We start from the raw sequence: 13,399 nt of genomic DNA on the forward strand, positions 1-13,399 counted from the left end.
TTTTTTGAGCACCGTTACACCACCGCTGTCTGTCCGAACCGCCACAGGTGAGCTAGATGATGCCGAGGCGTTGAGAATCCGCAACGACTTCCCCATTCTGGATCAGGAAGTTAACGGATTCCCTCTGGTCTATCTGGACTCCGGGGCAACCTCGCAGAACCCCCTGAGTGTGCTCGAAGCCGAGCAGGAGTTCTACGAACAGCGCAATGCGGCAGTCCACCGTGGTGCACACGAACTTGCTGTTCACGCCACTGACGCTTTTGAGTCTGCCCGCGCCACGGTTGCCGCTTTTGTGGGTGCCCGTGAAGAAGAGATCGTGTGGACAGCCAATGCCACAGCCGGCCTGAACCTCTTGGCCTACTCATTCTCCAACGCCTCCACCGGTCTTGTTTCTGCCGAGTCCCAACAATTCGCTGTGGGACCGGGGGACGAAATTCTCACCACCGAGATGGAACACCACGCCAACCTGGTGCCGTGGCAAGAACTGTGCCGCCGCACCGGCGCCACCTTGCGCTACATTCCAGTGGACGACGACGGCGCCTTGCGTATGGATGAAGCTCACCGATTGATTGGGCCACGGACCCGGGTGCTTGCCTTTACGCACACCTCTAACGTTCTGGGCAACATCAACCCGGTGACGGAATTGGTTTCCTTGGCCCGGGCAGTAGGAGCTTTTGTGGTGCTGGATGCCTGCCAGTCTGTGCCGCACCTGTCCGTGAACTTCGCCAGCCTGGACGTGGACTTTGCAGTGTTTTCTGGGCACAAGATGCTCGGCCCCACGGGCATTGGCGCACTGTATGGGAAGCAGCACCTGCTGGATGCGCTGCCGCCATTTCTCACGGGCGGCTCCATGATCACCAAAGTGACCATGGAGTCTTCCCTCTACATGCCCGCTCCGCAGCGCTTTGAGGCTGGCACGCAGGCCGTCTCCCAAGCAGTAGCTTTGGCAGCAGCGGTGAACTACTTGAGTGAAACCGGTATGGACCGGATCGCCGCCCGTGAAGCACAACTGGGCCAGCGTCTTGCACAAGGAATCGACGCCATTGACGGTGTTCGCCTGTTGGGCCCCGCGGCCGGAAGTGAGCGTACTGGCCTTGCCGCATTCGACGTCGAAGGCGTCCACGCTCACGACGTTGGTCAGTACCTCGACAGCAAGGGAATCGCCGTCAGAGTTGGCCATCACTGTGCCCAACCGCTCCACCGGCGCTTGGGGCTGACAGCGTCAACTCGTGCCAGCTCGTACCTGTACAACACCACCGCGGAGATTGACAGTTTCCTCGAAGCGCTGGCCCAAGTTCGCCCATACTTTGGCTTGACCGCCGTGGAAGGTAAGTAACCAAGATGAGTTCGCTCGATTCGCTGTACCAGCAGATCATCCTGGAACACTCCAAAACCCGTAGTGGCGGTGACCTTCCGGAATCCGAGACTGCAGCGGCACCCGGGACACCCGGCGTTGGGCAATGCCACCAACTCAACCCTGTCTGTGGTGACGAAATCACTCTGCGGCTGGAGCTCTCCGCGGACCGTTCAACGGTGGCAGGGATTCACTGGAACGGTGACGGTTGCGCGATTTCTATGGCGTCGGCGTCGATCCTTAGCGAAGAAGCCGCAGGAGCTGACCCAAGGCACCTAAAGGAACTGATTGACACCTTCCGCGACTTGATGCGCTCGCGTGGCAGTATCGAAGCCGATGAGGAAGTGCTTGGTGACGCAGCCGCATTGGCTGGTGTGTCCAAGTACCCTGCGCGGGTTAAGTGCGCCATGCTCGCCTGGGTTGCTGCTGAAGACGCCTTGCGTCAGGCCTTGGCCGAGTAACCCAATGACGACGTAACCTAAAGACGAGAAAGCCCTAGGGCTCCGCTGGGAGGGATGTGCCGGCGTCGGGATCGACCGGAAGACGGACGGTAAACACCGAGCCTTGCCCTGGCGAGCTCTGGACCTCGATGGTGCCACCATGGCTGTCTACGAAGCCTTTACTGATCCGTAAACCAAGGCCTACCCCCGGGATGGCACGATCTGTGGCAGATTTGGCGCGGAAGAACTTGGTGAATAACCGTTCGACGTCGGCAGCTTCCATTCCGAGGCCCGTGTCGGCAACGCGGCAACCCACTTCCGAGTCAGTGCTGAAGGTGGTTACAGTAACCACACCGCCGTCGGGAGAATACTTGATGGCGTTGGACACTAGGTTGTCCACCACTTGACCAATCCGGCCTACGTCGAAGACAGCCATCGCCGGCGTGGTGCTCTGATTTAACAGCACCACGTTGTTGGCTGTGGCGCGAGGCGAGGCGGAATCGACGCTCAACTCTACGAGCTCTGAGAGGTCCGCTAATTGCCGGTGTAGCCCCACCGCAGGTGTGGCAGTGGCTAGCAGATCGGAGACGAGGTTGAGTAGCCGTTCACCATTTCGTTCTGCCACCTGTAGGTACGCGGCCAGATGCTTGGGCAGCTGCGTAGATTCTTCCATAGCCAAGCTCAAATAACCCAGGATCGATGTCAGGGGAGTGCGCAATTCGTGGGAGACGTTGGAGACAAAGTCGTCTTTGGCCTGCAGCGCGAGCATTACTTCGGTGACGTCGTAGAAGGCCACCACTGATCCGGTGACGGTACCGTCAGTGTCTTTAATGGCGCGGGAGGTACTGGAAACTGCCCTTCGGTTACTGCCGTTGCCCAGCCACATCAGGGTCTCTGAAACGTAGTCACCGTTGATGGCACGCCGTACCGGGCGTTCCGCAGGGGGAATGGGCGTGGTTTGGTCACTTTCAAAAACTAACAACTGTTCTTCTGCGGCGTCTCGGGCGTCAGGCGGTAGCGCTAGACGGTGGAAGTCCCGTTGTTTGCGGTTCATCAGGATGTCATTACCGTCTGCATCCACTGCCACCAGACCAACATTGACAGTGTTCATAATGGCGTTGAGCAGTTGTTCGCGCTTCTGGCTCAGTCCAAGGGTTTCAACGAGCTGACGGTCCTTCTCCTTCAGAGCCATCTGCTGCTTTTCCATGCTGGCCACTAGGGTACTGGCGGCCACGCCCAGGCCAAGAAAAATCACTGGCAAAAGAAGCGGGCGGAGTAACTGCGCAGTAGTCAAAGTGTTGCCATCGAACACCAATGGAGACCACACCACCATCAGTGAACCCAGCACGATAGCGGGCAGTGCTATGCGGCGGGAAAGTCCTGACGCCGCCAACCAAAAGACCGGAAAAAGGGTTAGAGCGGCAACACCGTTGAGGGTGTCACTGCCGGAGAGACGAATTACGGCAAGGGAAAGAAAATCAAAAACCGGAATTATCAGAAATAAACCGAAGGTCAGCCGGTGCCAAGGAACGGCAAGGGTTGCCGCTAGAAGCAGGATCTGCGTCAGAATACCGGTCATCACAAAGGGATCGCCTAACGCCTTCGGGTTAGCAGCAGCGGCGATCAGGATGGCACAAGCGATTCCAATACTGAGCGGTAATTGGCTCAGAAACACTCGCATTCGAAGCCCGTGCTGATGGAAGTAGCGCGGGAAAAGACTTGGGCCGGTGGTTCGGACGCCGGGCTGGTGAGAATCAGGAATTGTCACTGGGTTCCGACCCTGCCATTGGAAGCCTAAGCGTAATTGTGGTTCCAACTCCTAATTCGCTGTCTAACTCGAGGGTTCCGCCGTGACGTTCGGTCAGTGACTTGGCAATGTTCAAGCCCAGACCGAAACCGGACACTTGGGACTCGCGGGCCGAATTTGACCGGAAAAATCGTGAGAAAACTTTCTGCTGGTCCTCTGCGGAAATTCCCACACCGTGGTCGATAACTTTGACCACTGCCTGATGAGCTGATGCATCGCGCCCCAAGACCACTGTCACAGTGGTGCTGGGGCTGTATTTAACCGCATTGGAAATGATGTTTTCTAGGATTTGACCCACGCGCTGCGGATCAGCGAGCGCAACTACACACTCTGGGGCCTCTGTTCGGAGAGCAGCCCGGTGAATGGTAGCCAGAGGTTCAATGGCGGAGATCGCGGCGTCGATGCAGGAGCGAAGATCCGTAGGAACTGGCACAATGCTGAGCGTTGACTCGGCCGACGAAACTAGATCCGAGACGCGGTCCCGCAGTTTGGTGGCGTTACGCTCAATGACCTTTAAGGAAGGCACGTCGGTCATACCTGCATCGGTGAGTTCATCACGAAGCATTTCCGTATAACCAAGGATTGACGTCAAAGGTGTTCGGAGTTCGTGCGAGATTGTTGCCACAAACTCTTGTTGTGCGTTCGCTGAGTCAAGCAGCTGGGTGACATTCGCAAAGGCCACAACGTGCCCAGCTGCGGCTGAAGCGGCCGGGATTGCGTCCGGCGTGGTCGTTGCCATGCGGATGGGTCTGGCAGTGGCGCTGTAAGCGGTCACCCGCCCTTCGCGCCGTTCCCAAAAAAGCATGTTGCTGTACTCTTCACCGCGGATAGCCCGTGCCAAGGGCCTGCGCTCGGCCGGAATGGGGGTGACTTTGTCGGGCTCAAAAAGCTCCTTACTTCCTTCCCCCATGGCAAACCACTTTTCACGTGCGGCTCCGGCCTCGCGTAACTCGGCGGAGATTGCCATGTCTTCACGGAACCCACGTTTGTTCACCACCGAAGGGACACCGCTGGCATCCATTGCTACTACGCCAACATCGATAGCGGAGAGAACTGAGCGCAACAGCTCTTCTCTTTCTTGGCTTTGAGCGAGTGCTGAGGCAAGTTGTTGTGAGGTTCGTAGGAGCGTCTGCGATTGGCCCTCCAAGCGGCTGGTAATAAATGCCACGGCAAGGCCCACAAAGAAAATCACCAAGGGAAGGGCGGCCAAACGCGCCACAACCTGGGATGACAGGGGAGTCAGACCCAATAGCAGCGGGGCGATCATCATCAAGATGGTGGCACCCATTCCAATGGCAACACCGCGGTACTTGATGCTTACCGCTAAACGCGTCATGGGGAATACGGCAAGGAGACCCATAACATCGAGCACCGTCAGAGAGCCGATACGGGCCAGAATAATGGCCACGAAACCGAGGAGCGCCAGTACCACAGACGGGTTGGCTCGAAAGCGGTCCCAAGGAAAAACGGCGGCAAAAATAAGGCTCAGCAGAAGGACAGCGTAACCAGCCACAAAGGCCCCATGACTGAGCAATTCTGGGTACATCACGGTGAACAGCACGCCCAGCAGGAGCATCGGGATGGCGAGCAGCAGATGGCGTTCGAGCGAGGATTCCTTTCCCTCTGTGCCCAGCAAAATCCGGGTCAGGGGGACGCTCTCAGAGTCCGACGATGCGAAGAGGGGCATGGGTCCACCTTGAGTGATGTACTCAGGCCCCCGGAGTGGAGCCTAGGCATGATTTTGCCATGCATTGGGCGTCAGCGTGATTTTGTCCCGGCTACTGGCGACCAGGGAGCAGTTTTTAGTGGCGTTGGAAGGCATCAGGGATTCCGTCGCCGTCGGCGTCGAGGGATTCGATCTCCTCAACCTTGCGGTAATGACGGTTCCGGATTCGCAGCACAACGGCGGCGAGCAGGGCAGCAATCAAGGAGCCAGCGAGGATCGCCACCTTGGCGTGGTCATTGTGTGGCGAGCCTTGGCCAAAGGCGAGTTCTGAAATGAGCAAGGACACGGTGAACCCAACCCCGGCCAAAAGCGCTAGACCCGCTACATCCACCCATGCCAGTCCGTCGTCCAAACTGGCCTTGCTGGTTCGGGTCACGAGCCATGTTGCAGCGAACACTCCGATGGCTTTGCCGGCAACCAGTGCCAGGGTCACGCCTTGGGCCACTGGATCGGCAAGGGCCTCGGCTATTCCCTGCCCACCACCTAGAGCCACACCTGCGGAGAAGAAAGCGAAGACGGGTACAGCGATCCCGGCACTGAGTGGGCGAAGGGAATGCTCAAAGCGTTCGGCTAAGCCGGCGTCGGGCTCGGTACCGGAGAATTTTTTCTGTTGTGAATTCAGCACCGGCACGGCAAAGCCCAAAAGCACTCCTGCAACGGTTGCGTGAATTCCTGAGGCATGGATGAGAGCCCAGGTGGCCAATGCCGGAGGTAGCAACCAGTACCACTGATGAACTCGCTTTTGCACCAAAAACGTAAAGATTGCCAAGGGGATCACTGCTGCTGCGAGCAACCAGGGCTGCAGATCTGTTGCGTAGAAAATCGCAATGATGGCGATGGCAATCAGGTCATCAACCACGGCCAGAGTCAGCAAAAACGTACGCAGAGCGGCCGGCAAGTGAGTGCTGATGACAGCCAAGACGGCAAGAGCGAATGCGATGTCCGTTGCCGTGGGAATAGCCCAGCCACGCAGCGCCGTAGCGTCATTGAGATTCACCACGGCGAAAATAATTGCCGGCACCGCAACACCGCCTACTGCGGCAGCGACCGGGACAATCGCCTTGGCCGGATTCCGGAGGTCACCTGCCACAAATTCGCGTTTGAGTTCAAGTCCTGCGATAAAGAAAAACAGGGCCAGGAGACCATCGGCGGCCCAAAGGCCCATACTGAGTTCCAGATGCCACGGTTCGTAGCCGAAAGTGAAGTCCCTTAGAGCAAAGTAGCTTGACGCCGCGGGAGAGTTAGCCCATATAAGAGCTATAACCGTAGCGATCATCAAGAGCGCCCCGCCAACTGTCTCTTTGCGCAAGATAGCGCTGACACGCTGGTACTCGGGGTAACTGCTGCGGGAAAGGATACGGCGAAGTGCCGATGCTGGTGGCCGGGTCATAAAGCTCCCTGAAGGGTTTTGGGGTCAACGGAAAATCGCCGACCAGACTTCCCGGCACACCAGCATCTAGTCTACGCGAAGTGCTCAGTGGCTTTCGAGCCAGGCCTGAGCTTGTGAGGCTTGAAGCTTCAGCCCCTTGGCCACCATGGGCTCGGCAGCGCTGGCAGTCTTCGAACCCAAAAACGGGATTGAAGAACTTACCTTGCCATCAAGGTCAATGCGGGTCCCAGTGCCCTCAGCAACGAGCTTTTGCACGGCCGAAACGTCCACGGGCGCGCCAGCTACCTTCAGAGATATATTCGCCTGACGTGACCCGTCGGCAGCGGGTGCTGACCAGCTCTCCGTCTGAGTGACAGTCAAGGATTCGCCAACGAACTTCTTGGCGATCTCCGGGAGCCGAGTGGTGGGCAGGGTGCGCACCACTGTGATAACAAACTCGCCGTTCAACTCGCCCTGGCGGGTAACGGACGTGAGTGTTCCACCAACCAGCTCACTCGTGTGCCGCAAAAAGTCTTCATTCACAAAGGTCTCGGTCACACGATCTACGCCAAAGGGCAAAGTGGTGGATGCAGTCAGAGCCATGGGTCCTCCAAAGGTTGGGTCGAACAAAAGTAAGTTCGTATCTGGGCTGACAATCATCCTACGGCTACACCCACCTCAGCCGGGCTCGGGTAGGCTAAGAACACCCGGGATTCAGATGAATTTCGGGCTTTTGTGTTGCCGCATTTCCCGCACCAACCGCCATCTCCAGGAGTCTGCGATGAGCACCGTCCAAGCCCCCACAACACCTGCCCCGGCCCTGAGCGGTCTCCGGGCAGCCCTCGACGCGGACCCTTCCTTTGCCCGAGTCCGCTCAGAAGCCGCACGCGGCACAGCCCGCAGCGAGGACTACCGCATCGCCGCACCAGCGGGCCTACGCGCGGCATTGCTTGCTGAAATGGCTGACGGACTGGACGCGCTCGACGGCGGTGCGGCAGGCGCCGTCGTACTGGCGGTTACTGCAACCGGACGCGAGAGCGAAGATCTTGCTGCAGCGCTGAGCGCCTACTTGCCAACCGGGGCTGTGGCTCAATTCCCGAGTTGGGAAACCCTCCCGCATGAGCGATTGTCACCGCGTTCGGACACTGTGGGGCGGCGCTTGTCCGTTCTCCGCCGTTTAGCTCACCGTGAGGCTGGAGACCCTCTGCGTGTGGTTGTTACTCCGGTGCGTGCGGTGCTGCAGCCAATTGTGCAAGGGTTGGGCGACTTGGAACCTGTGCACTTGGCAGTGGGACAGGAAATCGAGTTCTCTTACTTGGTCCGCAAGCTCGCCGATGCAGCCTACGCCCGTGTGGATATGGTGACGCACCGCGGCGAATTCGCTGTTCGCGGCGGAATCCTAGACGTGTTTCCACCCACTGAAGACCATCCGATTCGCGTGGAATTCTTTGGCGACGAAGTTGAGCAAATGCGATGGTTTGCTGTGGCGGACCAGCGTTCCTTGTCAGCCCCCGGCATCATCCACCCCACCGAACTTCACGCACCGCCATGCCGCGAGCTGCTCATCACACCCTCTGTGATGTCCCGTGCCGCTACCCTCAAAGCGAAAATGCCTGCCGCCGCAGACATGCTGGAGAAAATCGCGGGCGGTATTGCGGTTGAAGGTATGGAATCGCTGGCACCGGTGCTTGTGGATGCCATGGTGCCGTTTCTGGGACAGCTAGCGCCCGGTTCCATCACAGTGGTGGTTGAACCAGAAAAAGTCCGCACCCGCGCCCATGACCTGGCCACCACCAATGAAGAGTTTTTGCAGGCAGCATGGGCTACAGCGTCCGACGGCGGGGCCGCACCTTTGGACCTCGGCGCCCAAGAGAGCGCTGACCTACAGTCAGCCAGCTTCCGCACACTCACTGAGACTCGCTCCACTGCGCTCGCCGAAGAGATCTCATGGTGGTCCATTTCCTCCCTCGCCACCGACGAGGACTTGGTCTTAGACATCGATGTGTTGAACATCAACGCTCGTGAACCACGGGGGTATCAAGGCGACGTTGCCGAGATGCTCGAGTTCATTGGCTCACGGGTTCATGACCAGTGGCGGATTGTTGTGGCCACCGACGGCCCCGGCCCTGCACAGCGCCTTGCCGAGCTCTTTCATGACGCAAACATCCCCTGCTCCCGGGTGGAGGCCCTGACGGAGCTACCGCAGCCGGGCATTATTGAAGTCACCACGGCGCCGGCGGGTAAAGGCTTTGTCCTCGACGGGCTCAAACTCGGGCTCTTGACGGAGGCTGACCTGCTGGGCCGTACCTCTGCTGGCGGCACCAAAGACATGCGCAAGATGCCCTCCAAACGGAGGAACGCAGTTGACCCTTTGCAATTGCACGCGGGCGACTATGTGGTGCACGAACAGCACGGGATTGGGCGCTTTGTTGAGCTGATCCAGCGTAAAGTTGCCGGATCCAGCCCGGCCGATGCAGGCCTGCGTGAATACTTGGTCCTTGAATATGCCTCTTCCAAACGTGGAGCACCGGGGGACAGGCTCTTTGTCCCTACCGACCAGCTAGACCAGGTGAGTCGTTATGTGGGCGGCGACGCTCCGGCCCTGAGCAAAATGGGTGGCGCGGACTGGGCCAGCACCAAGTCCAAAGCACGCAAGGCAGTTAAAGAGATTGCCGGGGAACTTATTCGCTTGTACTCGGCCCGGATGGCGTCCCGCGGCCACGCCTTTGCTCCAGACACGCCCTGGCAGCGTGAACTTGAAGAGGCATTCCCGTATGTGGAGACCCCGGACCAGTTGACCACCATTAACGAGGTCAAAGCGGATATGGAACGCGAAATTCCGATGGACCGCTTGGTCTCAGGTGACGTGGGATATGGCAAAACCGAGATTGCAGTGCGTGCAGCGTTCAAAGCCGTTCAGGACGGTAAACAAGTTGCCGTATTGGTCCCTACTACGCTCTTGGCGCAGCAACATTACGAGACGTTCACCGAGCGATTCTCCGGGTTCCCGGTACGAGTCAAAGCACTCTCGCGGTTCCAAACCGGCAAGGAGGCCAAAGAAACCGTAGAAGGGGTCAAAACCGGTTCCGTCGACGTAGTGATCGGTACACACCGGCTTCTCTCCAAGGAGATGCAGTTCAAGGATTTAGGACTCGTCATTGTGGACGAGGAACAGCGCTTTGGTGTGGAGCACAAGGAGGCGCTCAAGAAGATGCGCACCAACGTCGACGTTCTTGCCATGAGTGCCACGCCGATTCCACGAACTTTGGAAATGTCCCTGACGGGTATTCGCGAGACCTCAACTTTGGCTACTCCGCCGGAGGAACGGCACCCTGTGCTGACCTATGTTGGCCCGTATACCGACAAGCAAACTTCGGCTGCTATTCGTCGTGAACTCATGCGTGAAGGCCAAGTGTTTTTTGTTCACAACCGGGTTTCTTCCATTGACCGAATGGCTGCACAAATCCGTGAGCTGGTTCCTGAAGCCCGGGTAGAAGTTGCGCACGGTCAGATGTCAGAGAGCCGTTTGGAACAAATCATCGTGGATTTCTGGGAGAAGCGATTCGATGTCCTGGTGTGCACCACCATCATCGAAACAGGCTTGGATATCTCTAACGCCAACACGCTGATTGTGGACCGCGCTGACAACTACGGACTGTCCCAATTGCACCAATTGCGTGGCCGAGTGGGTCGCGGCCGTGAACGTGCATACGCCTACTTCCTATACCCCGCCGAGAAGCCCTTGGGCGAGGTAGCCCTTGAACGTCTCAAAGCCGTGGCATCCCACAATGAGCTGGGGGCGGGTATGCAGTTGGCCATGAAGGACCTTGAGATTCGTGGTGCAGGAAACCTTCTGGGTGGCGAGCAGTCCGGACACATCCAGGGTGTTGGATTTGATCTCTACATCCGCCTAGTGGGAGAGGCTGTTGCTGACTTCCGTGGTGAAAAAGAAGAGAAGACTGCCGAAATGAAGATCGAGCTGCCGGTGAACGCCCACTTGCCGCACGAATATGTTCCCGGCGAGCGTTTGCGCCTAGAGGCGTACCGGAAGCTCGCTGCAGCCGCCAGCGTTGAGGCCATCGAAGAGGTAAAGGCCGAACTGGTGGACCGTTATGGTGAGCCTCCCTTGCCGGTTCAAAACCTACTGGCCGTGGCTCGGTTCCGTGTTGATGCACGCGCAGCTGGCCTCAGTGATGTTGCTTTGCAGGGCAACTTCATCAAGTTCGCGCCAGCACACCTTCCTGAGTCCAAAGCGATGCGTCTGGCACGTATGTTCCCCGGATCCCAGGTCAAATCGGCACTCGACGCCGTACTCATCCCCAAACCGAAGACAGCACGCATTGGTGGCCGGGACTTACAAGACGCCGAAATTCTGCAATGGGCAGATGGCGTGATCAAAAATATCTTCACCGACGGCGCCTAGGCGAATATCTAGGGCAGCTCAGCAAAAAGGTGTGGCTTTATTTCTGAACAATCAGAACTAAAGCCACACCTTTTTTAGCTAGGTTTATTCTTCGCCCGCGGAGTCAGAACGGCCCAGAATGTGCTGGGGGATGATGAATGCCAAGGCAAAGAGAACCAGCGCCACAGCCATGGGCCATGCGTTGTCCAAGGTGAGGAAGTTTAGGGAGTACACCGCGCCAGCAAATAGTGCGAAGCAGATGACAAAAAGCACGATGGACTGTGCGAGATTGTTTTCGTTCTCGATCGGACGGCTCTTGGCATTCATAAACTACTTCTCCTCCTGCGCCCGCTTGGGCCGCTAACAACAAAATATTACGCCGCATCCCGCTAACGCTTAGACGTTAGCGAGTGGTTCTAGTAGGCGGATGTGCCTTGTTCACCGTTAACAATTGCGATACCAGAGCTGGCTCCGATGCGGCTTGCACCTGCAGCAATCATAGCCCGGGCATCCTCCAGTGAGCGCACTCCGCCGGAGGCTTTGACACCAATGCCTGGCCCAACCGTGGCGCGCATCAGGGCTACGTCTGCAACTGTTGCACCGCCTCCGTTGAAACCCGTTGAGGTTTTGACGAAGTCAGCGCCGGAAGCAGCAGCGGCTTCGCAAGCGAGGACCTTCTGCTCATCAGTGAGCAAAGCCGTTTCAATGATGACCTTCAGAATTGCGCCCTCGTTGTGAACGGCTGTGGCCACCGCCGTGATGTCCTGGATCAGCGCATCTTTGTCATTCGCACGGGCTGCGGCGATGTTGATGACCATGTCGATCTCATCGGCCCCGTCCAGGGCGGCTCCACGTGCTTCAAAAACTTTGACCTCAGTAGGCGTGGCCCCGAGCGGGAAACCAATCACCGAGCAGGTCAGTACGCCACTACCGCGCAAAGCGTTGGTGACGGTTTTGACCCAGATTGGGTTTACGCAAACGGATTTGAAGTGATACTCGGCTGCTTCGGCACAGACCTTCAACACATCAGCTTTGCCAGCTTCCGGCTTCAGCAAGGTGTGATCGATCATTGCGGCAATGCCACCGGGAGTTTCAGTGGTGCTGATTTCAGCGCTCATGGCGGTCCTTCCAGGAGAGCGGCTTTGTGGGCCGGCGGGGCCGCCCGGGCGGCAGCGTCTCAAATGACTATCTTGCCATAAGGGGACGCGCCGAGACCCGGGTCAGCAATGCCCAAGGCTTCGACACCGACTTCAATTTCACCACTGACATAGATTTAGGCACCATAAAACCATACCGTCGACTCGCGAGTCGCTCGCGAGCCTTGGACTAGGCGGCGAGGGGTCAGGCGGCGGGGAGTCAGGCGGCGAGGCCCAGCAGAGCGCCGGTGCAGGCGCTCGCAGACACGCTGGCCGAAACCATCAAGCCCAAGCGCACACCGTCTACGGCTGCGGCATCGCCGATCGCCCAGATGCCGGGGACAGAAGTGCTTCCATCCGCTCCGACGACGATGCCACCAGAAGGTGCAGTGGCTACGCCGGCGGTGGCAGCCAATTCGTCCTGCGGCAAACGGTCCTCAGCAATGACCACCAGATCGGCGTGCATGCTGCTGCCGTCCTCGAACTGCACGCCTGTGACGGGCAAGGGGCTCCCCGCCAACGAGCTGAGAATCTGTGCGGGCAATGCAGTAGTTCGGATAGGGCGGACTCCGCGTGAGCGCAGGACTGCTTCGGCTTGACCGGCTGCAGCACCGGAACCGAGCAGAATTCCCAAGGGGCGTCGGCCCAAGACGCGGCTGGCTTCGAGCAGCTCTTCACTCAACCGTGCAGCGTCGTCGATCGTTCCATAGTGCAGGCACTTGCTCTCGCCAACCACAGGGAGACGTACCGGGCGGGAGCCAGTGGCGATCACTAGATGGTCATAGCCGATTTCCGCGCCAGCTCTGGTGACCACCGTTCGTTCCGCGGCGTTGATGCTGGTGACGTCTTGACCGATGCGCACCGAAACATTGGGCAGAGCAGCAAGGTCCAGCACTTCTGGCGGGCAGCTATCCGATGCCTCGAGGATGGTGATACTGCCGAGGAATCCTCCGCGAGAGAGTTGGCTGACCAGCTGTTGGGCTGCCGTACCAGCTCCGGCAACAACCACACGTGTATTACGGGAGGGCTGCTCGTTGATTTGTGAAGAGATTTCCAGAGAGTAATCGGCGGTCATGGTGCCGGTCCTTTCAGCTGCGAGTGTTCGGTAGAACCAGCCTAGGGACTTCACTTTTCCGTCTTGTTTCAGCTCCATTGCCAGCTTTGC

The 13,399-nt window shown here is 58.3% G+C and carries 10 protein-coding genes; 3 read left to right on the forward strand and 7 right to left on the reverse strand.

Annotated features, from left to right (window positions below; genetic code table 11):
* Nucleotides 1-4: 4 nt before the first annotated feature.
* Entirely contained in the window at nucleotides 5-1,336 is a 1,332-nt protein-coding gene (locus ACQQCD_RS03345; RefSeq protein WP_430266973.1) for a cysteine desulfurase, read from the forward strand.
* 5 nt (nucleotides 1,337-1,341) lie between these two features.
* Entirely contained in the window at nucleotides 1,342-1,815 is a 474-nt protein-coding gene (sufU, locus tag ACQQCD_RS03350; RefSeq protein WP_430266974.1) for a Fe-S cluster assembly sulfur transfer protein SufU, read from the forward strand.
* A gap of 34 nt (nucleotides 1,816-1,849) precedes the next feature.
* On the opposite strand, the gene ACQQCD_RS03355 is transcribed toward sufU, so the two are convergent.
* From ACQQCD_RS03355 to ACQQCD_RS03370, 4 genes are all read right to left on the reverse strand, one after another.
* Nucleotides 1,850-3,475 (reverse strand): sensor histidine kinase, encoded by a 1,626-nt coding sequence (locus tag ACQQCD_RS03355; protein WP_430266975.1) that lies wholly within the window; start codon nucleotides 3,473-3,475, stop codon nucleotides 1,850-1,852.
* Between the two features lie 73 nt (nucleotides 3,476-3,548).
* A complete protein-coding gene (locus ACQQCD_RS03360; protein WP_430266976.1) occupies nucleotides 3,549-5,288 on the reverse strand; it encodes a sensor histidine kinase in 1,740 nt (579 codons plus the stop codon).
* Nucleotides 5,289-5,403: 115 nt separating this feature from the next.
* Nucleotides 5,404-6,717 (reverse strand): Na+/H+ antiporter NhaA, encoded by a 1,314-nt coding sequence (gene nhaA / locus ACQQCD_RS03365; RefSeq protein ID WP_430266977.1) that lies wholly within the window; start codon nucleotides 6,715-6,717, stop codon nucleotides 5,404-5,406.
* Nucleotides 6,718-6,801: 84 nt separating this feature from the next.
* Nucleotides 6,802-7,299, reverse strand: a complete 498-nt coding sequence (locus tag ACQQCD_RS03370; RefSeq protein ID WP_430266978.1) for a DUF2505 domain-containing protein — start codon at nucleotides 7,297-7,299, stop codon at nucleotides 6,802-6,804.
* 178 nt (nucleotides 7,300-7,477) lie between these two features.
* Between ACQQCD_RS03370 and mfd the strand changes: the two genes are divergently transcribed.
* Nucleotides 7,478-11,119, forward strand: coding sequence for a transcription-repair coupling factor (mfd, locus tag ACQQCD_RS03375; RefSeq protein WP_430266979.1), 3,642 nt, complete (start codon nucleotides 7,478-7,480; stop codon nucleotides 11,117-11,119).
* 84 nt (nucleotides 11,120-11,203) lie between these two features.
* On the opposite strand, the gene ACQQCD_RS03380 is transcribed toward mfd, so the two are convergent.
* From ACQQCD_RS03380 to ACQQCD_RS03390, 3 genes are all read right to left on the reverse strand, one after another.
* The gene (locus tag ACQQCD_RS03380; protein ID WP_430266980.1) at nucleotides 11,204-11,425 is read right to left on the reverse strand and encodes a hypothetical protein; all 222 of its coding nucleotides are present in this window, start codon (nucleotides 11,423-11,425) and stop codon (nucleotides 11,204-11,206) included.
* Nucleotides 11,426-11,514: 89 nt separating this feature from the next.
* Nucleotides 11,515-12,216 (reverse strand): deoxyribose-phosphate aldolase, encoded by a 702-nt coding sequence (deoC, locus tag ACQQCD_RS03385; RefSeq protein WP_430266981.1) that lies wholly within the window; start codon nucleotides 12,214-12,216, stop codon nucleotides 11,515-11,517.
* A 238-nt stretch (nucleotides 12,217-12,454) separates the two neighbouring features.
* Entirely contained in the window at nucleotides 12,455-13,387 is a 933-nt protein-coding gene (locus ACQQCD_RS03390) for an FAD-dependent oxidoreductase (RefSeq protein ID WP_430266982.1), read from the reverse strand.
* Nucleotides 13,388-13,399: the final 12 nt, after the last annotated feature.

Origin of the sequence: Pseudarthrobacter sp. J1763 (genome assembly GCF_050490295.1) — a bacterium.
Classification (GTDB): domain Bacteria; phylum Actinomycetota; class Actinomycetes; order Actinomycetales; family Micrococcaceae; genus JBNPEO01.